This window comes from Vibrio sp. CJQ_6 (assembly GCF_043106745.1).
GTDB classification, from domain to species: Bacteria; Pseudomonadota; Gammaproteobacteria; order Enterobacterales; family Vibrionaceae; genus Vibrio; species Vibrio furnissii.
The window spans coordinates 466,852-492,983 of record NZ_JBICMV010000028.1 but is presented as its reverse complement, the minus strand read 5'-3'; the positions used below and the strand labels follow the sequence as shown (position 1 = coordinate 492,983).

General features: G+C 52.3%; 22 protein-coding genes and 1 tRNA gene. 10 read left to right on the top strand and 13 right to left on the bottom strand.

Annotation, left to right across the window (positions count from 1 at the left end; translation table 11 throughout):
- Positions 1-8 precede the first annotated feature (8 nt).
- From ACF8PK_RS17080 to ACF8PK_RS17065, 4 genes are read left to right on the top strand one after another with little or no spacing between them, the layout of a single operon-like run.
- Complete coding sequence (locus ACF8PK_RS17080; RefSeq protein WP_392442606.1) at positions 9-1,178, top strand: isovaleryl-CoA dehydrogenase; 1,170 nt, start codon at positions 9-11, stop codon at positions 1,176-1,178.
- A gap of 19 nt (positions 1,179-1,197) precedes the next feature.
- On the top strand, positions 1,198-2,799 hold the full coding sequence (locus ACF8PK_RS17075; RefSeq protein WP_392442603.1) for a carboxyl transferase domain-containing protein: 1,602 nt from the start codon (positions 1,198-1,200) through the stop codon (positions 2,797-2,799).
- A gap of 14 nt (positions 2,800-2,813) precedes the next feature.
- Complete coding sequence (locus tag ACF8PK_RS17070) at positions 2,814-3,668, top strand: enoyl-CoA hydratase-related protein (protein WP_392442602.1); 855 nt, start codon at positions 2,814-2,816, stop codon at positions 3,666-3,668.
- Positions 3,668-4,594 (top strand): hydroxymethylglutaryl-CoA lyase, encoded by a 927-nt coding sequence (locus ACF8PK_RS17065; RefSeq protein WP_392442766.1) that lies wholly within the window; start codon positions 3,668-3,670, stop codon positions 4,592-4,594. The genes ACF8PK_RS17070 and ACF8PK_RS17065 overlap by 1 nt, the downstream gene beginning before the upstream one ends.
- A 205-nt stretch (positions 4,595-4,799) precedes the next feature.
- On the opposite strand, the gene ACF8PK_RS17060 is transcribed toward ACF8PK_RS17065, so the two are convergent.
- Entirely contained in the window at positions 4,800-5,351 is a 552-nt protein-coding gene (locus tag ACF8PK_RS17060) for a GNAT family N-acetyltransferase (RefSeq protein ID WP_392442600.1), read from the bottom strand.
- A 295-nt stretch (positions 5,352-5,646) separates the two neighbouring features.
- Here ACF8PK_RS17060 and ahpC point away from each other — a divergent pair, with 295 nt between their 5' ends.
- Complete coding sequence (gene ahpC / locus ACF8PK_RS17055) at positions 5,647-6,204, top strand: alkyl hydroperoxide reductase subunit C (protein WP_004727833.1); 558 nt, start codon at positions 5,647-5,649, stop codon at positions 6,202-6,204.
- 269 nt (positions 6,205-6,473) lie between these two features.
- Positions 6,474-8,042 carry an alkyl hydroperoxide reductase subunit F gene (gene ahpF, locus ACF8PK_RS17050; protein ID WP_392442596.1) on the top strand — a complete coding sequence of 523 codons (1,569 nt, stop codon included), beginning with the start codon at positions 6,474-6,476 and terminating at the stop codon, positions 8,040-8,042.
- Between the two features lie 124 nt (positions 8,043-8,166).
- Here ahpF and ACF8PK_RS17045 read toward each other — a convergent pair whose 3' ends face one another.
- From ACF8PK_RS17045 to ACF8PK_RS17015, 7 genes are all read right to left on the bottom strand, one after another.
- On the bottom strand, positions 8,167-9,525 hold the full coding sequence (locus ACF8PK_RS17045) for an 8-oxoguanine deaminase (protein ID WP_392442593.1): 1,359 nt from the start codon (positions 9,523-9,525) through the stop codon (positions 8,167-8,169).
- Positions 9,526-9,747: 222 nt separating this feature from the next.
- On the bottom strand, positions 9,748-10,605 hold the full coding sequence (locus tag ACF8PK_RS17040) for an AraC family transcriptional regulator (protein WP_392442591.1): 858 nt from the start codon (positions 10,603-10,605) through the stop codon (positions 9,748-9,750).
- A gap of 181 nt (positions 10,606-10,786) precedes the next feature.
- Positions 10,787-11,935, bottom strand: a complete 1,149-nt coding sequence (yiaY, locus tag ACF8PK_RS17035) for an L-threonine dehydrogenase (protein WP_004727828.1) — start codon at positions 11,933-11,935, stop codon at positions 10,787-10,789.
- A gap of 230 nt (positions 11,936-12,165) precedes the next feature.
- Complete coding sequence (locus tag ACF8PK_RS17030; protein WP_004727827.1) at positions 12,166-13,440, bottom strand: HD-GYP domain-containing protein; 1,275 nt, start codon at positions 13,438-13,440, stop codon at positions 12,166-12,168.
- A 235-nt stretch (positions 13,441-13,675) separates the two neighbouring features.
- Positions 13,676-14,278 (bottom strand): histidine phosphatase family protein, encoded by a 603-nt coding sequence (locus ACF8PK_RS17025; protein ID WP_158142058.1) that lies wholly within the window; start codon positions 14,276-14,278, stop codon positions 13,676-13,678.
- Between the two features lie 128 nt (positions 14,279-14,406).
- Positions 14,407-14,817 carry a GFA family protein gene (locus ACF8PK_RS17020; RefSeq protein WP_004727825.1) on the bottom strand — a complete coding sequence of 137 codons (411 nt, stop codon included), beginning with the start codon at positions 14,815-14,817 and terminating at the stop codon, positions 14,407-14,409.
- Between the two features lie 275 nt (positions 14,818-15,092).
- Positions 15,093-16,022, bottom strand: a complete 930-nt coding sequence (locus ACF8PK_RS17015; protein WP_286213269.1) for a DMT family transporter — start codon at positions 16,020-16,022, stop codon at positions 15,093-15,095.
- Between the two features lie 93 nt (positions 16,023-16,115).
- On the opposite strand from ACF8PK_RS17015, the gene ACF8PK_RS17010 reads away from it, so the two are divergent.
- The gene (locus ACF8PK_RS17010; protein WP_143679457.1) at positions 16,116-17,009 is read left to right on the top strand and encodes a LysR family transcriptional regulator; all 894 of its coding nucleotides are present in this window, start codon (positions 16,116-16,118) and stop codon (positions 17,007-17,009) included.
- Between the two features lie 35 nt (positions 17,010-17,044).
- Here the strand turns inward: ACF8PK_RS17010 and ACF8PK_RS17005 are convergent, their stop codons facing one another.
- The gene (locus ACF8PK_RS17005) at positions 17,045-17,962 is read right to left on the bottom strand and encodes a ParB/Srx family N-terminal domain-containing protein (RefSeq protein WP_392442586.1); all 918 of its coding nucleotides are present in this window, start codon (positions 17,960-17,962) and stop codon (positions 17,045-17,047) included.
- A 248-nt stretch (positions 17,963-18,210) separates the two neighbouring features.
- Here ACF8PK_RS17005 and ACF8PK_RS17000 point away from each other — a divergent pair, with 248 nt between their 5' ends.
- Positions 18,211-19,110, top strand: coding sequence for a CHAD domain-containing protein (locus ACF8PK_RS17000; protein ID WP_392442583.1), 900 nt, complete (start codon positions 18,211-18,213; stop codon positions 19,108-19,110).
- Between the two features lie 122 nt (positions 19,111-19,232).
- On the opposite strand, the gene ACF8PK_RS16995 is transcribed toward ACF8PK_RS17000, so the two are convergent.
- From ACF8PK_RS16995 to ACF8PK_RS16985, 3 genes are all read right to left on the bottom strand, one after another.
- Positions 19,233-20,708: a methyl-accepting chemotaxis protein gene (locus ACF8PK_RS16995; RefSeq protein ID WP_286282457.1), complete on the bottom strand. Its 1,476-nt coding sequence runs from the start codon at positions 20,706-20,708 to the stop codon at positions 19,233-19,235.
- Positions 20,709-20,720: 12 nt separating this feature from the next.
- Positions 20,721-21,239 (bottom strand): aerotaxis receptor Aer, encoded by a 519-nt coding sequence (locus ACF8PK_RS16990; protein WP_392442580.1) that lies wholly within the window; start codon positions 21,237-21,239, stop codon positions 20,721-20,723.
- A 122-nt stretch (positions 21,240-21,361) separates the two neighbouring features.
- Entirely contained in the window at positions 21,362-22,300 is a 939-nt protein-coding gene (locus tag ACF8PK_RS16985; RefSeq protein ID WP_238529611.1) for an AraC family transcriptional regulator, read from the bottom strand.
- Positions 22,301-22,427: 127 nt separating this feature from the next.
- On the opposite strand from ACF8PK_RS16985, the gene ACF8PK_RS16980 reads away from it, so the two are divergent.
- Together ACF8PK_RS16980 and ACF8PK_RS16975 are read left to right on the top strand one after the other, a co-directional pair.
- Positions 22,428-24,587 carry a TonB-dependent siderophore receptor gene (locus ACF8PK_RS16980; RefSeq protein ID WP_392442578.1) on the top strand — a complete coding sequence of 720 codons (2,160 nt, stop codon included), beginning with the start codon at positions 22,428-22,430 and terminating at the stop codon, positions 24,585-24,587.
- 105 nt (positions 24,588-24,692) lie between these two features.
- Positions 24,693-25,742 (top strand): alpha/beta hydrolase, encoded by a 1,050-nt coding sequence (locus ACF8PK_RS16975; RefSeq protein WP_158108800.1) that lies wholly within the window; start codon positions 24,693-24,695, stop codon positions 25,740-25,742.
- A 294-nt stretch (positions 25,743-26,036) separates the two neighbouring features.
- Here the strand turns inward: ACF8PK_RS16975 and ACF8PK_RS16970 are convergent.
- Positions 26,037-26,110 (bottom strand) — tRNA-Cys (locus tag ACF8PK_RS16970).
- Positions 26,111-26,132: the final 22 nt, after the last annotated feature.

The following is a 26,132-nucleotide window of genomic DNA, read 5'->3' as shown; positions in this document are numbered from 1 at the left end:
GAGGTGTTATGAACAGCCAGTACCCGTCGCTTAATTTCGGTCTCGGTGAAACACTGGATCTGCTCAAAGAGCAGGTTCATGCGTTTGCCAGCGAACACATCGCCCCACTTGCGGCGCAAATCGACCACGATAATCAATTTCCTGTCCATCTCTGGCCCCTATTTGGCGACATGGGGCTGCTCGGCGTGACGGTCGATGAAGCCTGCGGCGGCGCAGAAATGGGCTACCTCGCTCATGTGCTGGCGATGGAGGAGATCAGCCGCGCGTCGGCGTCCGTCGGCCTCAGCTATGGCGCCCATTCCAACCTGTGCGTCAATCAACTGTTTCGTAACGGCAATGCCAAGCAGCGCGAAACATACCTGCCCAAACTGCTGGATGGGTCATGGGTGGGCGCGCTGGCGATGAGTGAGCCCAATGCAGGCTCGGATGTGGTCAGCATGCAGCTCAAAGCCGAGTGTCAAGGCGATCACTTTGTGCTCAACGGCAGCAAAATGTGGATCACCAACGGCCCGGATGCGCAGGTGGTCATTGTCTACGCCAAGACCGATCCCAATGCCAAATCGCGTGGCATCACCGCGTTTATCGTCGAACGCGATTTCCCCGGTTTTTCCTCAGCACAGAAGCTCGACAAACTCGGCATGCGCGGCTCCAACACCTGTGAATTGGTGTTTGAAAACTGTCCCGTGCCGGCTGAGAACATCCTGGGCGAACTCAACCAAGGCATCGAAGTGCTGATGAGCGGGCTGGATTACGAACGCGTGGTACTGGCCGCCGGCCCGCTGGGCATTATGCAGGCGTGCCTTGATCTGGTGCTGCCGTATGTGCACGACCGCAAACAGTTTGGTCATGCGATTGGCGAGTTCCAGTTGGTGCAGGCCAAAGTCGCTGATATGTACACTCGCCTGAATGCTGCACGAGCCTATGTTTACGCGGTCGCTAATGCCTGCGATCGCGGCGAAGTGACGCGCAAAGATTCCGCAGGCGTCATTCTTTACGCCGCCGAACTGGCGACCCAAATGGCGTTGGACGCGATTCAGCTACTCGGTGGCAACGGATATATCAATGAGTTTCCGGCCGGACGCCTGCTACGCGATGCCAAACTGTATGAAATTGGCGCGGGCACCTCGGAAATCCGCCGCATTCTGATTGGTCGTGAACTGTTTGAAGAGTCGCGCTAAGGCGTGTAACGGAGACGCAATGGCTGTGATAAAAACGAAAGCAAAACCTGAATCGGACCTATTTCAGGCCAACTTCACCCACATGAGTGAACTAGTGAAGCAACTGCACATACATCGCCAGACACTCCTACTGGGCGCCGGAGAAAAGGCGATTGAACGCCAGCGACAAAAAGGCAAGCTGCCCGTGCGCGAACGGGTGCAGCGCCTGCTTGACGACAATTCGTTCTTTCTTGAAGTCGGTCAGTTTGCAGCCTGGCAAGTGTATGAAGAATCGGTGCCGTGCGCTGGCGTGGTCGCAGGCATTGGTAAAATTCACGGCATTGAGTGCATGGTGATTGCCAACGATCCCGCCGTCAAAGGCGGTACCTATTATCCGTTAACGGTCAAAAAACATCTGCGCGCGCAGCAGATTGCGCAGCGCTGCCAATTGCCTTGCGTCTATCTGGTCGACTCTGGCGGGGCGAACCTGCCTCATCAGGCGGACGTGTTTCCCGACCGCGACCATTTCGGGCGCATTTTCTACAATCAGGCGCGCATGTCGGCGCAAGGCATTCCCCAGATTGCGGTGGTGATGGGGTTGTGCACCGCAGGCGGCGCTTACATTCCGGCCATGGCAGACGTCGCCATCATCGTCAAACAGCAAGGCACCATCTTTCTCGCCGGCCCGCCATTGGTAAAAGCCGCAACCGGAGAAGTGGTGACCGATGAAGAACTGGGCGGCGCGGATGTGCACTGTAAAAAGTCCGGCGTGGCCGACTACTACGCGGACGACGATGCGCACGCACTGGATCTGGCTCGCCAAGCCATCGCCAGCACCAACCAATCCCCGACGCTCGCGCCAAAAGAATACTTGCCGCCACGCTATGACGCGCAGGAAATGTACGGCATCGTCAATGCCGATCTCCGGTTGTCGTTTGACGTGCGCGAAATCATTGCCCGCTTAGTGGACGATTCCGAGTTTGACGAATTCAAAGCGTTGTATGGCAGCACGCTGGTGTGCGGCTTTGCCCAGTTGCATGGCCATCGCATTGGCATAGTCGCCAACAACGGCATTCTGTTTTCCGAATCGGCGCAAAAAGGCGCGCACTTCATCGAGCTGTGCGCCAAACGCAAAATCCCACTGCTGTTTTTGCAAAACATCACCGGATTTATGGTGGGCAAAAAAGTGGAAGCGGAAGGCATCGCCAAGCACGGCGCCAAGCTGGTGATGGCAGTGGCGTGTGCCGATGTGCCCAAATTCACCGTAATCATCGGCGGTTCTTATGGCGCAGGAAACTACGGCATGTGCGGGCGGGCGTACGATCCCACCATGATGTGGATGTGGCCCAACGCACGAATTTCAGTCATGGGCGGCGAACAGGCGGCAGGCGTACTGACGCAGGTACGGTACGAGGTGAAAGCGCGCCAGCAGGAAGCGTGGCCGGATGACGAAGCCAAAGCGTTTCGCGACTCGATTGTTGAGTTATACGACACGCAAGGCAGCCCCTATTACGCCAGCGCGAGGCTTTGGGACGACGGGATTTTGGATCCGCTCGAAACCCGCGATGTTCTGGGCCAAGCGCTCAATGCCGCGTTGCGAGCGCCAATTGCCGACAGCCAGTTTGGTATTTTCCGAATGTAAGCGGGAGGAGAACAATGAACCCTCGTCAAAGCGATGTGTTGTGTGACGTGTCCGCTAACGGCATCGCCACGTTAACCCTCAACCGCGTCGAGAAGCACAACGCGTTTGATGATGTGATGATTTCGCAATTGCTGGACAAGCTCACTCAGTTGCAATCCAACCCGGCCGTGCGCATTCTGTTGCTACAAGCCAACGGGCAACACTTTTCGGCGGGCGCAGATCTGCAATGGATGCGTTCGATGGCTGGAAAATCCCATTCCGACAATCACAGCGACGCGGCGCAATTGGCGCTGCTGATGCAGACGCTGGACACGTTCCCACACCCAACCTTGGCCATTGTGCAAGGCAGCGCCTTTGGTGGGGCCTTGGGTTTGATTTGTTGCTGCGACATTGCGCTGGCCGCGCCGAATGCGCGCTTTTGCCTGAGCGAAGTGCGCCTCGGGCTGATTCCCGCCACCATCGGCCCTTATGTGTGCCGCGCCATGGGGAATCGCCAAGCGCGGCGCTACATGCTGAGCGCAGAAACAATTGACGCCGCTACCGCGCTCCACCTCGGTTTGGTGCATCAGGTGGTCGGCTATCAGCCGGATGCTCTCGAACACACGGTCAACCAGTTCACCACGCAGCTCTTAGCCAATAGCCCAGCCGCCCTCACGCAGGCCAAAGCCTTGTGCGCCCGCTGCGACGCCGAGCCGATTGATCAAAAGCTGATCGCGCACACCAGCCAGGTGATCGCCGAACTGCGGATTTCAGCGCAAGGACAGGAAGGACTCAACGCGTTTTTTGACAAACGCATGCCTGACTGGCGCGCCGCAGACATTCAAACCGAAGACACACAAGCTGCAGACAAACAAGACGGAGGCCGATGATGTCGCTGCCCTCAAAAGTGACGATTGTAGAAGTTGGCGCGCGCGATGGGCTGCAAAACGAAGATTTTGTCAGCACCGATGCCAAAGTGTCGCTGATCAATCAACTGTCGCAGACCGGACTCACCCACATTGAAGCGGGCTCGTTTGTGTCACCCAAATGGGTGCCGCAGATGGCCGACTCCAGCGATGTGTTCGCACGCATTGAGCGAGCAGATGACGTCATTTACGCCGCCCTCACCCCCAACCTAAAAGGTTTTGAACAGGCCATGGCCTGCGGCGCCAATCAGGTGGCCATCTTTACCTCATCATCCGAAGGCTTTTGCCAGCGCAACATTAACTGTTCGATTGCCGAAAGCCTGAAGCGCTTTGAACCGCTGATGCAGGCGGCGAAAGCGCAGCATATCCCGGTGCGCGGCTATCTCTCTTGCGTCGCCGACTGCCCTTATGATGGCCCGACCCAACCCGAGCAAGTCGCCAGCGTGGCGGCGGATTTACTCGCGCTGGGCTGCTATGAAATTTCACTTGGCGATACCATCGGCACCGGCACACCGCTGCGCATCGCGCAGATGCTGGACGCGGTGCAACACCATGTTCCCACCGAGCAACTGGCCGTTCATTTTCACGATACGTGGGGACAAGCGCTGGCCAATCTCTATCAGGCCTTGTCGATGGGCATTGCGACGCTGGACAGCAGCGTGGCTGGGCTCGGTGGCTGCCCATACGCTTTTGGCGCCGCAGGCAATGTGGCGACAGAAGATGTGCTCTATTTGTGTCACGGGTTGGGGATTGAAACTGGCGTCGATTTACCTGCTGTGGCGCGTGCAGGCTGGGCGATCAGCGCCGAACTGGCACGAATGCCGACCTCGAAAGTCTCGCTCGCGCTGCATCAGCAGGCAATCGCAGCGACAAAAACAAAGCAGCACTGATTGCGCTGCTTTGCTGAAAACCTGAAGTTGGGAACCAAGATCGGGATGAATAGACAAAAAACCAGCTCAATTCAAAGCCGTTAACCCTTATGCGCATATACCCAAACAACTTGGAGTTGCAGGTAGGCGGCAAATGAGTGAGTCCCCATGAGCATAGATACGCTATGTGATTGGGTGAATGAATGCAGCCAACACCGCTGCAACTTCAAGTAGGAAGGGTATAGATGTGGTCGTCATAGCGTTTGCCACCAATCTCATACGCCAGCGGTTCGATACGCGCTAAGGTAAAGCCGCACTTTTCCAGCACCCGCTCAGAGCCAACGTTCCCTTGCGTCACAACGCCGCGATACTGCTGAATATCGTGCTCTTGCTGCGCCCACGCAATCACCGCGCGCAGCGATTCGGTGCCGTAGCCTTTGCCATGATGCTCAGCCAGCAGCAAATAGCCGACTTCGGCAACGCCCTCGTGATCGATGAAACCCGTGATGCCAATCCACGCGCCAGTGGTGCGCTCTTGAATGGTCAAACAGAGCCAACGGTTCTGATTCATTTGCCATGGCATCAACCTCTGCGCGAACTTCGCTTTCAATTCTGCCTCGCTTGGTGGGTCAAAACAGAGTGCGATCACCTGCGGGTCTTGATGCAACGCTTGAAACAGCGGCCACGCCTGTGCAGTGATCGGTTTCATGACCAGATTCGGGCTTAAAATGAGACTTTCACCAAACTTTTCTTGTAAGCTTTCGCCTATCGTAGACATCTTCACCCCTCCTTGAGCACGCCATTATCCTTATTTAATGAAAGGATATTAAAACCCGCGACAAACTGTAACCAAATGTACTCAAGCTATTGAAACAAATAAACATAACATGATATTCAAGTAGTTAAAGGCGACCATGATCACGAATCATGCGCCGTTCAAGTGATAGGGTAAACATCGGTATTGCCTATCAATACAATAGCTACAAGCAATTTTCGTAAGACGAAGGATTATGTGACTATACATCCCGAAGACAAGACATTCCAAACCCAATAACTTAAAGGAAACTCGGAATATGATTAATACTAAAATCAAACCATTTAGCGCAACAGCATTCAAAAACGGTGAATTCGTTGACATCACAGAACAGGATGTTCTAGGCAAATGGGCAGTATTTTTCTTCTATCCAGCGGACTTCACTTTCGTATGTCCAACTGAACTTGGCGACCTTGCGGATCACTATGCAGAGCTTCAATCTCGTGGCGTAGAAGTGTACTCAGTATCAACTGACACCCACTTCACTCACAAAGCATGGCACGACAGCTCTGACACTATCGGTAAAATCAACTACTACATGGTTGGCGACCAAACTGGCAACATCACCAACAACTTCGGCGTAATGCGTGAAGGCCAAGGTCTGGCAGACCGTGCAACATTCCTGATTGACCCAGAAGGCGTTATCCAGGCAATGGAAATCACTGCAGAAGGCATCGGCCGTGACGCAGAAGACCTACTTCGTAAAGTGAAAGCGGCACAATACGTAGCTTCTCACCCAGGCGAAGTATGCCCAGCGAAATGGAAAGAAGGCGAGCAAACACTGGCTCCTTCACTTGACCTAGTTGGTAAAATCTAAGGCAAGTTTGTCATCCCCAAAGATGACTGACCCAATCGTTTGAAGCTGTGCACAGCGCCGTGAATAAGACCACCAGCATGAGTAAAACCCACAGATGGGTCTCGGCTGAGGCGCACAATCGCTGACACGACGCAGCTTCCAATGAGATGAGTCACAATTAAGAGTGGGCCGGGTGTTTTACCTGACGACCTAAATGCCCGGTTCGCTCTCCCCTTTTATCTAGAGTGACCACTCTAAATTCAAAATAATAAAGAAGAAGGTATTTCGGTATGCTAGACCAAGCGATCAAGCAACAGTTACAACAGTATCTGACCAATTTAAAAGAAGACGTCCGTTTAGTGGTCAGCCTAGATGAAAGCAAAGGCTCACAAGACATTTTGGCATTGGCGAATGAAATCGCTGAACTCAGCCCACTGATCACCGTTGAGCGTGATGATGCGGCAAGCGATCGCACGCCTGTCATGACGGTCCAAAATCCAAATAAAGGCACACAACTGCGTTTTGCAGGCGTGCCCATGGGACACGAATTTACATCTCTGGTTCTGGCGTTGCTGCACTCAGGCGGCCACCCCATCAAACTAGAGCAAGAAACCATTGAGCAAATCGCAAAACTCGGCAAAAAGCTCGATGTTGAAGTGTTCATTTCTCTGTCTTGCCAAAACTGTCCTGACGTCGTGCAAGCGTTCAACATGATGGCAGCGATCAACCCAGACATTCGCGCCACCATGATCGACGGTGCGCTGTTCCAAGATGAACTGAAAAACCGCGACATCATGGCCGTTCCAAGTGTGTTCATTAACGGCGAACTGTTTGGTCAAGGCCGCATGACCCTGACTGAAATCCTGAACAAACTCGATGATGGCGCCGCAGAAAAAGCAGCAGCCAGCCTGAACGAAAAAGACCCATACGATGTACTCGTGGTCGGCGGTGGCCCTGCAGGTGCTGCGGCAGCCATTTACGCAGCGCGTAAAGGCATTCGCACCGGTATCGTGGCGCAGCGTTTGGGTGGTCAGGTGATGGACACCATGGCGATCGAAAACTTCATCTCTGTGAAACACACAGAAGGTCCAAAACTGGCGGCGAACTTGGGTGAACACCTGAAAGAGTACGGCGTAGACATCATCACAGAGCAACAAGCTGAAAAACTGATGGGCGCTGAATTCACCGCAGATGGCAAAATTCACGTGAACCTGCAAAGCGGTGCGACACTGAAAAGTAACAGTGTCATCTTAAGCCCGGGTGCGCGCTGGCGTGAAATGAACGTGCCTGGCGAACAAGAATACCGCAACAAAGGCGTGGCGTACTGCCCGCACTGTGACGGCCCACTGTTCAAAGGCAAGAAAACCGCAGTGATCGGGGGTGGTAACTCAGGCATCGAAGCGGCGATTGACTTAGCGGGTATCGTTGAGCACGTGACCGTCCTGGAATTTGCTGATGTTCTGCGCGCAGACCAAGTGCTGATTAACAAAGCGAATTCAATGCCAAACATCGACATCATCACGATGGCTCAAACCACCGAAGTGGTGGGTGATGGGACTCGTGTGACTGGCTTGAAATACAAAGACCGCAACACCGATGAAATTAAGCAGATTGACCTGTCTGGTATCTTCGTCCAAATCGGTCTGGTGCCTAACACCGAATGGCTGAAAGATTCAGCGGTGGAACTGTCTGCTCGTGGCGAGATTGAAATCGGCAGCCGCGGCGAAACGAGCATGGATGGTGTGTTTGCTGCAGGTGACGCAACGACCGTCCCTTACAAACAGATCATCATTGCGATGGGTGAAGGTGCGAAAGCGAGCTTAGGCGCGTTTGACTACCTCATCCGCAAACAAAGTTAAGAGTCCGAACATAACTTTGAGTCCTAAAAAAGGCGAACCGCAAGGTTCGCCTTTTCTTTTGCTTCGACTTTTCTGCGTCAATGGACTTCTTCGTCAATCTCATCGCTGCGTTGATAACACCCGACTAAGCGCTGGCCACCAGCTTCGCGGCCAAAGCTTTGTGTTCAGCCATCAGCGCTTGAATATCAAGCCCGGCGATGATGCCGTTTTTCACTCGCCATTGTCCGCCGATCATCACATGCTCCGCTTTTTCTGCGCCGCACAGTAACAAAGCGGCAATCGGATCGTGACTGCCGGAAAAACGCAGCTCATCGAGTTTGAACATCGCCAGATCGGCTTGTTTCCCAACGGCAATTTCACCAATGTCCGAACGCCCCAGCAGTGCAGCCGAGCCGCGAGTCGCCCAGCCCAACACCTCTTCCGGCGTGATGCGTTCGGCACCATATTTCAGCCGCTGCAGATACAGTGCCTGACGCGCTTCATACATCATGTTGGAAGCGTCGTTCGATGCAGAACCATCAACGCCCAACCCCACTGGCGCGCCAGCAGCTTGCAGATCCAGCGTCGGACACATACCCGAGGCCAAACGCATATTCGACACCGGACAATGACACACGCCAGTTCCTGCGCGCCCAAGGCGTTCGATCTCTTCTTGGTTGAAATGAATGCCGTGCGCCAGCCAAGTGCGATCGCTCAGCCAGCCGACGCTGTCGAGGTAATCGACCGTACGCATGCCAAACATCTTGAGGCAAAAGGCTTCTTCATCGAGGGTTTCGGCAAGATGCGTGTGCAAACGCACATCCAGCGCTTTGGCGAGCATGGCGCTGTCGGCCATGATGTTCTGCGTGACCGAAAAGGGTGAGCACGGCGCAAGTGCAATTTGGATCTGCGCGCCCTCACCCCGTTCATGATAACGCTTCACTAAGCGCTCGCTGTCTTTAAGGATCACATCACCGCTTTGCACGGTATGCCGTGGCGGTAAACCGCCTTCATCTTCCCCAAGGCTCATCGAACCTCGGGTCAACATGGCGCGCATGCCCATGTCACGAACGGCGGCCACTTGAATGTCGATCGCCTCATCCATTCCGGTCGGAAACAGATAATGGTGATCGGCCGCGGTGGTACAGCCGGATAACAGTAATTCAGCCAGCGCCACTTTGCTGGCCAACTCCAGTGCTTTTGGTGTCAGCTTCGCCCAAACCGGATATAAGGTTTTTAACCACGGGAACAGCGGCACGCTCACAACGGGCGCCCACGCTCGGGTTAAGGTTTGATAAAAATGATGGTGAGTATTAATCAATCCCGGAATGATCACCAGCTCACGGGCATCAAACACCTCATCGACGGGCGTCGATGGCATTTGTCCTTGAGCTAACAGTTCAACAATGCGGTTGTTGTCAATGACCAGACCGCCACTGGCATCGCAGGGGTTGGCGGTGAAACAGGCCAGCGGGGATTGTATCCATAGGCGTTGTGCAGACATAAGCAGGCTCCTTGATTGCTATGAGTTCAACGATCAATTACCCAGCTCAGTTATTACCCTGTCTGCTGATCCAGGGGCAATTTGAAATGCGCGACTACCTTAGCGGAAAAGCGCCGGCGGATAAAGTCCGTCGCGCCTCTTGTGGCCTTAAAATGCCGAAGTGATCATGAAGTTGCGTTCGTTTCATCGCGGGTTCGACTCATGAGCCACTCCGGTCGTAGCTCAGTGTCTCAACTCCTGAGACAGCTTGTACTGTTTTGGCGTGACACCAAACTCGGTCTTAAACAGGCGAATAAAGTGGGAAATGTTTTCATACCCCAGTTCTAATGCGGTGTCTGTCACCGATAGCTGACTTAAATACCGTTTTGACTGATTGAGTTTCAGCCGAGTGAAATACTCTTTTGGGGTTTGATTGGTGACCAGTTTGAATTTTTGGCTGAAGTTTGGCAGCGACATGCGCACCTCTTCCGCCAACTCTGAAATCGACAAACCATCGCCAAGATGCGCTTTCATCATTTGAATCGCGCGATTGATCGGATGGTGATGGTGCTGAGACAAAATTTCGTATGCCCCTTGACGCTTGAGCAGCTCATACACCATTTCTTGCGTGACTAAATCGAGTAGAAACGGAATGTTGGTGTCGTTGCTGTGCAGAATTTCCTGCGCGCGGTCGTGCAGTGCAAAGATGCGGTCTTGGGCATTATCCATCTGAAAATGGCTGTAATCATGGTCAAGTGACGCTTCGATTTCAAGTTGGTCACCCACTCTCGCACTGACATCATCCAGCACATCTTCGCTGAATTCGTACACCAAAGCTTTGGTAAATTCCGACATCGACATGTGCACATTGGCATGAGGCGGCAACAGGACGCACTGCTCTTTTCGATAGGTAAACTGCTGCGACTGGTTGATGCGTACATCTTTGCTGCCTTGCAAAATCGTACACAGACGCGGCGTTTCGTAAGACCGGTATTCGCCCTGAAAGTGTTTTGGCAGATGATAGTACAGCACATTGACTTTGTCGGTTGATAGCGCGTATTCGGTTTCATCAACCCGACGGAAACTGTTGAGTGTTTTCATTCAGCCCAAGTGATCATAATTTTCAGAAGGGGCAGTGTAAGATAATTGATTGGATATGAACACAATCTCATTATAAAAAATTGTGGATTTTACGTGTAACAATCAGAGGACAGCGCCTGAAGGCGCGTATTCAGAAAGGTGTCAGGCCCCATGACAGCGGGTCATGAGGCCTGATGGTCAATTACATTGCCGATTTCAGAATGGCAACGATTTCTTCATGAGTCGCTTGTTTAGGGTTGGTGAAACCACAAGCGTCTTTCAGTGCGTTTTCAGCCAGCACGTCGAAGTCTTCTTCTTTCACGCCAAGCTCGGTCAGGCCTGCAGGAATTTTCACGTCAGACGACAGTTTGCAGATCGCGCGAATCGCGGCTGCAGCGCCATCACTTGGTGTCATGCCTTCAGTATCCACACCCATTGCGCGTGCCACGTCAGTCAAACGCTCAGCGGCAACATCGCTGTTGTATTGCTGTACATGTGGCAGCAGTACCGCATTGCAAACACCGTGTGGCAGGTCGTAGAAACCGCCGAGTTGGTGTGCGATGGCGTGAACGTAACCCAGTGACGCGTTGTTAAATGCCATGCCCGCCATGAATTGTGCGTATGCCATGTTGTCACGAGCGGTGATGTCATCACCGTGTTCTACGGCTTGACGCAGGTTCGCTTGAATCATCTCAATCGCTTTGATAGCAACTGCATCTGTAATCGGTGTGGCCGCGATAGACACGTACGCTTCAATCGCGTGAGTCAATGCGTCCATACCAGTCGCTGCAGTCAGAGACGCAGGTTTAGCCAGCATCAGTTCAGGATCGTTCACAGACATCAGCGGTGTGACGTGCTTGTCGACAATCGCCATTTTGATGTGACGTTTTTCGTCAGTGATGATGCAGAAACGGGTCATTTCTGATGCGGTACCCGCTGTGGTGTTCACAGAGAATAGTGGCAGTTGCGGTTTTGGTGATTTATCAACGCCTTCGTAATCTTTGATTTCGCCGCCGTTTGCTGCCAGCAGCGCGATACCTTTTGCACAGTCGTGTGGTGAACCACCGCCGAGAGACATCACACAGTCACATTCGCTGGCTTTCAGTTTTGCTAGGCCTGCTTCAACGTTATCCACGGTTGGGTTAGGTTTGGTTTCGTCAAACACAACGCTGTCCACACCCGCTTCTTTTAGCAGTGTTGCCACTTTGTCGACCACACCCATTTTGTTCAGGAAACGGTCAGTGACGATCAAAATGCGTTTAAAGCCATGAGAAGCGATCGCAGTCGCTGCATCGGCCAGACAGCCTGGTCCCATCAGGTTAGAAGAAGGAATGTAAAACATGTTAGACATAATTGTGCTCCTCGGCTTCAGCCAGTGCAGCCTGTGCTGCACCGTGCAGTAACCTTGTTTTAATTTACGGGTTACGTTTGATGGGCTGTAGGCTAGCAGGGACAAAAAATCAGAACTAACACGTTTTTCCACAAAATAGCTCTAATTTTCAAAACCAGCATTTTCCATTAGATCTAAATCAAGAAACAGAAATTGCCGCTGAAAATTTGGCCATTCGACGAGCGTTTCTCTCAAGCTGTCATGAGGTTGAGGTAAGCTTGGTTGTGATTGGGGTCGGCGCCTTTCGCAATGGCGTACAAGGTTTCCGCGTGTTGAATCACTAAATCAACGAGACGGCGATCCAACTTGCCAGCATCCGCCATGCCATCAATTAGCGCCAGTGCGATCGGTTGGCTCATCCCCTTGCGATACGGCCGATGCTGAACCAACGCTTGAAACACATCGGCCACCGCAATCATACGCGCTTCAATGCTGAGTTCATGTTCTTGGGGATGAAACGGATAACCAACACCATTCACACCTTCATGGTGGAACGCCGCCCAGCGGGCCATCTCGCCCAGCCCTTCAATGCTGCGCAGAATGTCGTAGGTTTCGTAGCTGTGGCGCATCATCACGGAACGTTCGTAGTCCGTCAGCGGGCCGGGTTTATCCAGAATGTCATCCGGCACATTCAACTTACCGAGATCATGCAGTAATCCCGCGATCTCAATTTTGTCGCATCGGGATTCAGACAAGCCGTACAATACGCCGATACTGCGCGCCACATCAGCGACCCGCATCGAGTGTTTTGCGGTATAACGGCTTTTTTGATCGACGACATAAGACAGGATCATCGACAACTGTTTCACTTGCGCCAAAGAGAGCATCTGCGGGTTCTGCGACTGCCCCATCTCCCACGCTAAACGCGTCACGTAGCGATCTTCTAACGCCATCCAAAACGCTTCCGTACGCTGCACGCGTTCAAAGGCTTGCACCCACTGAGGGGAAAAATAATGGTCGGCATAGCCGCGAATCGATTGCACGATCTGTTCGTTGATCAGCAGAATGTCCGTTTCATAATGGCCGACGCCCAGCACATCAATCCGATCGGCCAAAAATATCAAGTTAGCCATGCGCACGTCGCGCTCATTGATACCGGAATGTTCTAGCTCACGCCACGGCGTGTGATGATAGAGAATGGGCACGGCATATTTGGCTAACGGTGCAAAGTTTCGCAGCAAGCGATAACCAATATCGCAATGAATGTGGGCATCTTCACTGTCAAAGTGGTTCACCAATGTCGAATGCATCTGAGCGGTTGAAACGCCACAATCGTGCAGCATGCCAAGCTCAAAGGCAGACTGAACATCTTCGTCGTCGCATCCCGCTTCACGCGCGATCTGGTAAGCGATGGCACCCACGCGCTTGCCATGATTGGTGTCGTTCATGCCCACCAATGAGACGGTCTTTTCAATCGCCATGATCATCTGGCGTAAATCAATGTTCAGTGCCTTCTCATCGTTCATTCGCTCTCCATGCCGTCCGCCATTCTGTATCAGAAATATAAGCGGTAACCCCCAAGGAAAGATACGAAGGAAGCAGCGAAATCAGACCGTTGGCGCGATTTGCAAAGCTCGTGTTTGACTTCTCTATCCACAATCACAAATTGAGCACACCAATGCGAACGACATATTGTTAACACTATCATTTTAGGGCACACTTTGGGGTTCCGTCGCCGTGAAATTGCCCCAAAAATCACAGCTAAATGAATGATTTATCTTGAAAACAATTCACTCGTTCTATGATTCCATTTTGAATGATAAAAAAGGCGTCTTGCGGTAAATCTTGCGCCCATACTTGATCGTAACTCAGCCCCAGCAGCATCCCGCGTAACACGATTCCCGTCAGGCCGTGGCTCACCACGACAATGTCTTCCTGCTCAGGGATCTCGGCTAACCAATCGTTGAGGCGCGTTTGCACGTCTTGGTATGTTTCTGCCTTCGGTGCCTTAAGATACCAATCGCGGCGATCCAACAACGCCGGATCCTCATCGAGCAACTCAAACAGCGGTTTTTCTTCCCATGTGCCGAGTGAAAATTCTTTCAAGCGATCATCTTGATGTACGTTGGCTTTCTCAAAACCAATTTCGTCACAAATGATATGCGCGGTTTGAATGGCTCGCCCAAGTGAACTGGCATACACGCGATACGCGCGCTGCGTGAGATGGGATTTAAGATGCGTGCCAACAGCCAATGCTTGCGCTTTGCCTTTGCTGGTCAGCGGCGAGTTGCAGTGTCCTTGTAACTTACGTTCAGCGTTGAACTGCGTTTGCCCGTGCCGGATAACGATGATCTTTCTGGTCATGCCTTCCCCCTAATGACGTCGAATCATCACGTTAGCCGATTCCATCACTGACTGCAAAGGGCAATGCGGGGAAGGCTGACCGCACTGTCGCTGAGAAAATGCCTAGCGTCGCCGCTCATCCCTCAACTTCACGGCTCCGGAAACTTCGCGACTCGCGGCGCTTCCAGCCCAGCTTTATGCCATTCGGTCTGTTCACTGCAAAATATGCGGGCATCGGGTGATTTACTGGGTTCTTCGTTGAGGCTGCCAGCGGGCACAATCAAAAATTTGCCGTTGGATGACACATACGGCAACCCGGAACCACACTTTTTGCAAAACACCTGCGTCAACGATCGATGCGGGTGATCGTAGCGCTGAGTCATCGACTCCCCCGTCAACCAGCGAATGTTGTCAGGCGCCGTAAAAAGATTAGACGCATGCGCTGATCCGGTCATCTTGCGGCACTGCTCACAATGGCAGAAATAGAAATGTTTGAAATGATCTTCCACGGCAAACGTCACTTCTCCGCAGCAGCATCCACCGCTGATTTTATGACTCATAGAACCTCCTTGTTCCTTTCATCGTATCGGCTAAGCGCCGAACTTAGATGCCTGCACACCATCGTGCACTCTCTTTGACTATAATGGCGAATCTGGCGGGCGACAAATGCCGGCATTCACGCCGTATCTGTGTGGTCCTAAAATGAGTTGCTTAGAATCGAGTGCCACGACAAGCCTTGTGACACAACATTGGAATGCCTACGGAAGTTAAATCCAAAGGCGAGATATTCTCTCGCCTTTGGATTTAAGCACACAACACTGCCACACGACGGCCGTCACGCGTTGGGGCACACGTTCGGCTGGCGTTTCAACAGGCGAAGACGTGGCAACAACAAACCTGCGATCACCACCGCAATCCCGACCAGCTGAAGCTGAGTCACCGCTTGCCCAAGTAGAAACGAGGTCAACACCGAGAAAATCGGCACAAAGTTGAAAAACAGCGCAGCATTGGCCGAACCGAGGTGACGCACGCCGTTCAACCACAACAGATACCCCGCCACCGTACCAAACACGCCGATATACACCACTTCCGTCATGCCCAGTGCGCTGCTGTTCCACAGCTCAACAAAAGGCTGCACGTCAGGCGATAGCAAACACATCGCGCCGATCACCGCAGCACCGCTGACCATGCCGACAAAGGTATAAGGAATCACCGGCATCCAACGGCTGATGCCTTGGCTGAAGTAGGTGTAAAGGCTCCAAGCCAACATACCGCAGAAAATCAGCTTATCGCCATGGTTAATCTCCATCGAAAACAGCGTTTCCAAGTGACCGTTGGTGATCACCATCAGCACGCCGGTCAAACTCACCAGCAGGCTAAAACATTGAGCAAACGATGGCAGCGTGCGCAGCGCAATACAGGCAATCAGCGATGTCATCAGCGGGCTAAGCGCCATAATCAAGGAGCCATTGGTGGCATTGGTGTACGTCAGGCCGGTAAACAGCCCAAGGTTCAACCCGCCTACCCCAACGGCACTGACCGCAATCACCCACAACCACTGACGCGAACTGAGGTGAGGTTTGGGCATCCGCGCCGCTTTGATATAGATGCCTAAGCAGGCAGCCGCAATCACAAAGCGCCAAAACACCAGTGTCAGTGCATGCACTTCGCTGAGCGCGTGCTTGCCAATCGGAAAGCAACTGCCCCAAAAGAAGGTGCAGATAATGAGCAGAACAATCGCTTTCATGGTTGAATCAGATTTCATCGTCACTCCGAATGACTTGTCAAAACATATTCACTAGTGTATTGATTTCAATAATTGGATAAACAAGCAAAATTAAGACAGTAAATGCCAATAATGAAACCTAGCTATTCGTTGGATGATTTGCGTTGCTTTTGTGCTGTAGCACGTTGCGGCAGCTTCAAAGACGCGGCCCAATCGTTGGGCATGCCGCTTTCGACCTTAAGCCGCCGCATTCGCCAACTGGAAGCCGATTTGCAGCTTCGACTACTTAATCGCGATGCACATCGCGTGGTATTAACCAGCACGGGTGAGCAATATTTCCAACGCTCGGCGGCCCTGTTTGATGAACTCGATGATATCGACGAAGACCTGCATCGAGACAAGCATCAACCCCAAGGGAAAATTCGCATCTCGGCGCCGATCAATGCCGGTTCCCAGTTCTTGCGCACCATTTTTTATGATTTTCTGTTGCAGTATCCGGATATTCAGTTGGACCTGAGTTTTTCCAACTCTTTGATTGATATTGAAGCGGAAGGCATGGATGTGGTGTTTCGCGTGGGCAGTCCGGTGGTCGACAACTGGATCGCGCGGCCGCTAAAACACATTCACTTCATTTTATGCGCCCATCCCGATTACGATATTTCTGGCATCACCACCCCAGAGCAGTTGTGCGGGCATCCGACCATCATTTGTCGTCCGATGGTGCCGTGGCAATTGGTGAATCAGGAAAATGGCGAGGCATTTGACTATCACCCGCAAAAAGGGGTTCGTCTTGAAGTGGATGAAATCCTGATGCTGACCCATGCCGTAAAAACCGGGATTGGCATTGGTTATGTGCCCGATTATTTTGCATTGCCCATGATCGCCCAAGGGGAGATGACGCATGTGCTGCCCGGCTGGAGCAGCAAAGTCAGAACGCTGTTTATGCTCTATCGCGATCGAGACCACTTGCCGCTACGGGTGCGTTTGTTCGTTGAGTTCGTGATGCAGCACTTTACAGTGAGTTAGCCGCGCCAACCCACTGTTTTTCATCACTCAACAGGCTACTGCTGCGCGGTTTTATAGCCCAGCATGTAGCTCAGTTTGCTGTTTTGTTTGCTGAGCTTCTTAAACTTCTTCGCATCAAAATGATCAAACTGCCCCATCGCTTTCGCCGACAGGCCAGAGCCGCCAATGTCGAGACTCTGTTCAGCCAGAATCCGTTGAGACGCCGTTTCGATGGCATTTAAGTAACCATGTTCGGTATTGAGATCAAACTGAGCCAGCGGTAACTGGGGCTTCAGTTGCTTCGCCCAGTAAAATTCAAGAAATGGCACGGGCTGAGCAGGTTTGTCCCAGCTGACATCACGCGCAAAATACATCAGCGACCGGTACGGATCATCGGCAAAGTTGTCCATGCCAAGTTCCGTTGGCAACTGCTGGTAGGAAATCGGCTGATCGTTGACATCAAACAGCCAAGTATTTTTGTCGAGCGCCAACTGTTTCCAGAACGCCGCCATAGTGCTGAGCGCGCGATAATCTTTGTCCACCAGCACATGAATCGGGAATGCGCTGCCCCCACCGTCCATATGCCAGAAGGTGTTAAACGTGTGATGGCCATCGGTCAAATAGAGTTGATTGTTGGGCGCAATCACCACCGTTTTCATGTCTTGACGCTCCGTGCCGACCGGCGCCTTGCACTGAAAACTGGTTGCCACAGCCGGTTGAGATTGGGCATCAAACTCGCTGACCCCTTTCTGACCATTCGCTTCACAAATTTCATCAAACTGCTTTTCCGCATCATGCTGGTAGCGCCCCAACTTGTAATAAATCTGGTCATAACCCACCGACGGTTGCGTTGGTTTCAGTTCTGACAAGGTGACTGAAACCACCTCACCTTGGTGTACTTGGGTCAATTCCACCGCCCAAGTTGAGGTGCTTAACGTGGTCAACAGCGTCAACAGTAGTGCCGAGTAGTTCATTGCCTTTTTCCTTAAAGAATCACGATAGCTGAGGATAAAGTTTGGTTGTGACGGTTGTTTTACACCGTTATTTCAGTTGCTTATTTTCATCGCCCGGCCAAAAGACAGCCGCGTTTCGCCGCGGCCGTGCCCAAACTTCGCGACACACAAAAGCGCCACACCGCAGCAAAACCGCGATGAACTTTTTTCGTGTCTATCACATTTGCAGGTTCACCGGCGAACTACACTCAGTGCATTGGAGGTGACTCATGCGCGAATTTTCGTCTTTATCTCTCTCGAACCCCTTCATGCATTTCAACACGCAGACGGATCAACCCGCCTTTTGGCTGCTGAGTCAGTACCTGCTGAATGAGTTTCAACTGGCGCAAATGCATGAAACGGGCATGGCTCGCGACCGCGATGCCGAATACTTGCATCAATACCGCGTCAGCTTGCGCCGTTGCCGTTCCCTGCTTGCGATACTGCAAGCCTGTTATCGTAGCCGAAGTGTGGACTTGTTGCTTCAGCAGTTCAAGGCCTTGATGGAACCCACCGGCAAGTTGCGCGATCTGGATGTATTTCTTGATCCCAAATCGCACGATCCGATCCGCTTTGAGATGCTAAATCTCTTGCGCCCACAGGTGCAGCTTGAGCGCAACCAAGCGTTTGAATGGTTCTCTGTTTGGCTGAAAAGTAACGAGTATCGCGCGCTCAAGCAAGCCACGTTCACGAGTTTGATCGAATGCGCTCAGCACCCGACCCATCTCGGATTGGAAGATGTTCACGCGGTAACGACAGAAAAATGGACGCTGCAACAGAAAAAGCTGCGCAAAAGCATGGGGAACATTCATGCCGACAGTGCCGATGACGACATTCACACAGTGCGCATTGCGTGTAAAAAAATGCGCTACCTCACCGACTTCGCATTCGCGCTCAATATCGAGCTCAAACCCAATCTGCCGTTGAAAAAACTCAAACAGCTGCAAACGGAACTCGGCGCATTTAACGACAGTGCCTGCCAGATCGTGTTTTGTCGCGATCATTTGGCGCCGCTGCAATGCGACGGAGAGACCGCAGAGGCCATTCAGTCTTTCATCGACCATGCGATGGCATCCCATCAACACAACAAGCAGCGCATCATTCGCTTATTGAATCGGCTTAGTGGCTGAGAATACCCCATCGGCAAAAATAAAACCCACCGCTGCGACGGGCTGCGGTGGGTTGGGAGAAAAGCGTTAACTGTGTTTTTCAAGCGTGATGATTTCAACGCCCGTAGCTCAAGAACATCGACTCAAGAGCCGTGTTTCTCAAGAACCATATCGCTGATGCAATCCATCACATGGTTGCTCGCTTTCTCGGCGTCACTGATGGTCGAGACCAAGGCATGCAGGACGGCATCGTCATTGAGCCAGTCTTGTTTGACCAGATCCATCGCCGCGTGCATGTTGCTGTGCACCGCTTGGTGATGTTTCTCTAAACGATGATAGGCCGACAGATCTTTAAACGATTGGTATCCCTCGCCTTCGTAATACCATTTGCCCAGTCGACACCCGTGGTGATCAACCCCCACCATGTGCGCTTCTTGCCCTTCACCGTTGCTTTCCAGCCCGATGTATCCGTTTTGCATGTAGATGATGTGATCCAGCTTGACCAAGGTTGCAAACGAAATGTCTTTAGTTTGATTGATCAACGCGATGGTTTCCTGCGACGAGTTCGCGACCTGATCGAAGTTGGTGTGGAAGTGATTCACTTCATCCCCCACTTTCGCCGCCTGTTCACCCACCGCCATGGTTTGCGACACCATGTCCTCAATTTGCTGCGTCAGTGAGGTGACCACGTTGCTGATCTCCGACGTCGATGAACGCGTGCGATCCGCCAACATGCGAACTTCATCAGCCACCACCGCAAACCCGCGCCCCACTTCGCCGGCACGCGCAGCTTCAATGGCAGCATTGAGCGCCAACAAATTGGTTTGCTCAGCAATGTCGGTAATGATCTTGATCGTTTCAGAAATGCGCACGCTATTACTGCCAAGGCGCTGCGCGGTTGCTTCCATGCTGCTCATGCGTTGATTCATGTCTTCAAGCGCGACTTTCAAATCCTGCACCGTCTCTCGGCTCTCTTCCGCGCCATCGCGGTTTTGGGTCGCGATCGACAGCACATCATCCATTTTCTGCGACAGCGACACCAATTCCTGCTGGTTGTTTTTGAGGTTCACCAGCAGGTTCGATGTATTGATATGATGCAATTCGCTTTTCAAGCGGTTTTGCGTCGAGAACACATGCGCGTCATGCATCGATTGAATCGCGTGATTGATCTTGTCCATTGTCGCCGAAAATTCACCGGGCATCCCATCGGCCAAGCCTTGCCGATGAAACTGCTTTTGCGACGTGCGCTGAAAGCTGTTCGACAGCTCTTTGAAATTGGTTTCGACAATGTCGAGGAAATCATTCAGCGCCCACGCCACCTGCCCCACCTCGCCCAAGCCTTTGGTTTGTGTGATACGGACGTGAATGTTGCCGCGTTTGGCCTCTTCCAGCGCATCACAAATGCGCCCAAGCACCAAAATCGGCTGCTTCTGATCATGATAGGCATATAAGGCAAAACCAATCGCAAACGCCGGGCCAACTAGATTGAGCCAATTGAATCCATAGAGCGCAATATTGGCAATCGACAATCCGATCACCAAAGCCACAAAGACACCACACAGCAGTTGGAATTTTTGTCTGAGCAGCAGAATATTTTTACTGATATGACTAGAGTTCATGCGCCATCCTTCTTAACGAGACTGCTTGTACAAATCGAGAACATACCGCTCATAGCTGATGCCTTGCTCTCGCTCCACCTTGTCGACCATCCAGTTCCACGATAACTCGGGCGCTTGTTTTCGATCCGCGCCTTGTTCCATGGTGCACATCTGATGGTAGATGGTGCTGATAACATCGACAGACGCTTTAGAGGGCGTACGACGCACAGAGTAATACCCCACGGTTTTTCCGTTCATCACATCGGGGGTGATATTGGCGAATACCCAGTAGAAATTGCCATCGCCGGTACTGTTTTTGACGAAGCCAAAGAATTCCTGACCCGATTGCAGTGTTTTCCACAGGCCGTAGAACACCCCGCGTGGCATGGACGGATGACGAATGATGTTGTGATTGTGTCCCAGCAGTTGAATTTCAGAAAAATTGGCGACGCGCATAAATGTACGATTGGCGTACGTTAATCGGCCTTGAAGGTCTGTTTTACTGATAATCATCTCGTCGCGACCAAACGAGACTTCCTTTTCATTGCTCACGATGTCCCACCACTATTGATAAAACCCACACAAACTATAGCGGTAAATCGAGACAATCGTTGAGCGTTGCTGATGGGATCAGCGACAAAATTTAGACCAATGCTACATTTAGCACTGCAACATCACGCAACTTCATGCGATTCGACGCTGCGCTCTGCGCTTTTTTTGATGTGATTCGGGGAGAAACCAAACAACTTGCGAAATGCGGTGATGAAGTTGGCCGAGTGCGTGTAGCCAGCCAATTCTGCGGCTTCCTGCACCGTCACACTGCGCGCTTCAAGTTTGACCTTCACTTCCTGCAACTTACGCTCTCGCAGATACCGTTGCAGGCTCATACCCAACTCTTTCCTGGCTGCGCGCTGCAGCGTCGACACGCTCATCCCCAGCTCCTGCGCAATGGTCGTCAGTGGCATGTCATCCACTTTCTCTTCCATCAAAAACATCTTCAAGCGTGTGGACTGGGCGTGATGACGCTGCGTGGATACAAACGACAACTGCTTCATGTTGTTCATCAAGTTGTCCCAAACAGACAGCGCAAACGCCTGACGCATCAACGCTTCGGCGGGGCTTTGGCTGCTGGTGAGATTGAGCGCTTCAGCCATTTGGCTGATGTGCGGCGGTAACGACCAGTCAAAGCGGCTCAGGTGCTGATGAAACACGCGCTGAAAACTGTCGCGTTTTGCCTCGTTCATCGCCGACTGCAACCATTCGGTCGAGAGCGACAACACAATACTACGGCTACGCACGTAAGCTTTGGCTGCGCCGCGCACTATGTCGGGCTTGGCGTAGTAGATTGCAGTGGCCACCAGCGGATCAGACTTGTGGAACCGGCACCCTTTCAACTGGTGCGTATCGCCATAGGTCATCAACGCTTTGCTTTCCAATGGCAAAGCGATGATCAGTTGTGGCGGCAGTTCGCGCTGTGTCGAAAAGTCGGCTTTATGGACGATATCTTTGTTATGAAATAAGATGCCTTCCTCCACCATCAGGTTTTCCACCCGACCGGTAAATAAGCCGCGCTTTCTCACATTGGTGTCCCGAATTACTGATTCACTTCTCATGACTTTGACCATTTTGAAAAACTAAATGAACAGACCGCAAAATTTTCCCGTGGTTGGGGGTGCTATATTAACGCCCACAAAATCAAATGAAAATAATTATCATATAGATTTAAGGAGTTAATCAGTTATGGTGGTCTATCAACATAAAGCACTGAACCCAGTTGCATTGGCGATTGCGTTCGCACTGGGCGCGACGGCCGTGCAACCCGCCTTTGCCGAAGAATCCCAAGACAAAACCGATGAAACCGTAGTGGTGTATGGCAACCCATTGTATGGCATGGCGCCATCTGAAGAAACGGGCGGCTACAGCGTCGATTCCGCCACCGTAGGCACCAAAACGCCATCCGCGCTTAAAGACATTCCACAGTCCATCACCGTGCTCACCAACGATTACATTGAAGAACGTAACTTTGTCGCGGTCGATGACTTGGCGAAATACACCCCGGGGCTTCGCACTATGGTCAACGACAGTGGCCGCTCTTCCATTTTCTCCCGTGGTTATGAATACGATGAAGTGAACCTCAACGGTTTGCCATCACCAATGCAAAGCAAATACGGTAACTTGCCATCACTGGCAGCGGTCGATCGCGTTGAAATCATGCGCGGCCCATCAGGCCTGTTTAACAGTACCAGTGAACTGGGCGGCGTGATCAACATGGTGTTGAAACGCCCAACGGAAGAGTTCAGCGGCTCTGTCACGGCGCGTTACGGCAGTTGGAACCGCCATTACCTTGAAGCCGACATGGGCGGGTCGCTCAATGACGATGGCACCGTGCGTGGCCGCTTTGTGGTCGCTAATGCCGACATCAAAAACCAGGTGGATTACAACGACAACGACAATGGCAGCTACTACGGCACCATGGAGTTTGACTTAACTGACACCACACTGCTTTCGGTGTACGTACTGCATCAAACCAAAGACATCGTGCCGACCAATGGCCTGCCTGCATACAGCGATGGCTCGATGCTCAACATCAGCCGCAAAACCTATTTGGGGTCGGCAGACGATAACTTTAACGCCAAAACCACCGATGTGGGCGCGTCGCTGCAACACGCGTTCCCGAACGGCGGCGTGGGCCAAATTTCCGCCCGCTACATGGATCATGACGTCACCCTTGAGCAGACATACACCAATGGGGCAATTGATGACAACGGCAACACTGGCTTGATGTTCAGCGCGCAGGCAAACCAACAGAAGAACGCATCCTTGGATGCCAACTACAGCCAAATATTTGGCCTGTTCGGACATCAAAGCGAATTCGTACTCGGGACCGATTACAAGCGCTACGAGTCTGATACCCAGAGCTACACCAACCGCAGTATCGCCTCGATCAACGTGTTCGATTACGATCCAACCAGCGTGAGCACCCCGACGTATAGTTACACCAAAAACGTCCACGAAGTGCAGTCTGAACTGGGCTTGTACGGCAAAGTAACCTGGCGTTTGCTGGAGCCTTTGGCCGTGATCACCGGTGCGCGCGTGTCGTGGTACGATCTGAAAACCGTCAACACCACCCTTTCTACTGGCGCAGAAACAGAGCAAAAAGACAGCTTTAACGGCGAAATCACACCTTATGCGGGCGTGGTGTACGATCTAACGGATGAACATGCACTGTATGCCAGCTACTCGAAAGTGTTCAAACCACAAACCAGCCAAGATGAAAATGGCGACATGCTGAAAGCGCGTGAAGGGAACCAGTGGGAAACCGGCGTGAAATCGTCACTGCTGGACGGCCGCCTGAATACACGCGCCACCGTGTTCCTGATGAAAGACAGCAACATCGCCGCGCAAGCCTACGATGACAGCGGCATCGCCATCAGCAACACCTACTGGGCAACGGGCAAAGTGGAAACCAAAGGGGTGGAACTGGAAGCGACGGGTTATCTGACTCAAAACTGGATGACCATGACGGGCTATACCTACACCGATATCGATGAGAAATCAGGTGACCACAACTCGAAATTTGACGCCATTCCGCGCCACTCACTGTCATTGTGGACGGACTACCACTTGGCTGATTGGGTTCAAGGCTTGCACATTGGTGGCGGTATGACCGCCGTGAGTGATTACTCCTTTACCAAAAGCGGCGTGACCACTCACCAAGGCGGTTACGCGGTGTTTGACGCAGCGCTGCGTTACGACATCACCGAGAACATGCAAGCCACATTCAACGTCTACAACCTGTTTGACCGCGAATACTTCTACCGCGTTGGGACCACCACCACATTCAACATGTACGGTGAACCTGCAAACGTCATGGCCGGCTTCACCTATAAATTCAAATAAGGCCTGCCCGCAGGGCCAAGTGCCCTGCTTTGTTATTTTGCCAAACCCAATCGGAGAACCAGCCGGTTGGGTTTTTGCACTGAATTACACTGGAAGACACCGATCATGAAAAAAATTCTGACCACCATGGCCGCCCTGTGGAGCCTCTCTTCAGCTCAGGCGACGCCAGTCAACTACGCGCAGTTGTATCAACATCACTCGTCGCTGCTCAACGAAGAACGACAATACAGCGTCTATTTGCCACAAGAATACAGCGCGCACCCCGAGCAACATTTTCCGGTGCTGTACCTGCTCGATGGCGATCAGCGCCTGTTGCAAGTTGCTGGCATCGTGCATTCGTTTCGTTCCGGATTGAATCCCGCAATCCCCGCGATGATCATTGTGGCGATTCACAATACCGATCGCATGCGAGACTACACCCCAAGCCACACCGATCAACTGCCCAATGGGGATCCCGCAGGGCCGAGCTACGCGCACACCGGAGGCGGCGCTCGGTTTCTTCAATACTTAACGCAAGAGTTACGCCCAGAGATTGAGCGTCAGTTTCGCACGGCAGCGCCGAATCTATTAGTCGGTCACTCATTGGGAGGCTTGTTGGCGTTGGATGCCGTAGCGCGCGATCAAGGCGCATTTCAAGGCTACATTTCGATTGATGCCAGCTTATGGTTTGATTACCCCAAAAACTACCAACGCATTGAGCATGCCCTGATCACGCCGCTTGAACACCGCGCGTCACTCTACATCGCGGTTGCCAACAACCCGTATACACCGGGTTTTGGCCGCTCTTACGTTCATCGTGATCATTTAAATGCGTTCGCCGACAACGTGAGTGCGCACCATGCTGCCAATCTGGACGTGACCTCCCGCTATTACGAGCACGACGATCACCATTCGGTTTACCATGTCGCGGTGTATCAAGGCTTGCAGTGGCTTTTCCGCGGCTATGCGCTTGACTTAGCCCCGGGTGAACTCAAACAAGCGCACGTCGTGGCGAACTATCAGGCACTAAATCAACGCCTCAGTAGCCAGCTCACGCCGGATCTCGGCTATTTGGAGATGATCATCAAGAAAGCCAAACGCTGGCCACAGATGGCGATTGACGTGAAAGAAGCACAAGCGATTCAGCGCCACTTTACGCCACCTTCGGCGCAATAGCCCATCGAAGCACATGCGGTGATTGGCTCGCTCGCAAATCGCCGCATGGAGTGCGCTCTTAACAACGGGCGTTCTCGGCAAACCGTGTTTGAAACAAATCGTGTTTGAAGAAAGCGCAGTTCAAAACAAGCCATGTTCGAAACCATCGTACTCAGTCGACATAAGTCGATTAGAAACAAGTCGTGTTCAAAACAAACAAGGGTTCTCAAAATATCAGAGGAAAAGTGAACGCTGAATTTCAGGCATAAAAAAACCAGCATAAAGCTGGTGGATGATTGCTGTTCAAGGAGAGAATGGAGGCGCGTCCCGGAGTCGAACCGAGGTTCACGGATTTGCAATCCGCTGCATGGCCACTCTGCCAACGCGCCTTACCTTGAACCGCTGTCGGGG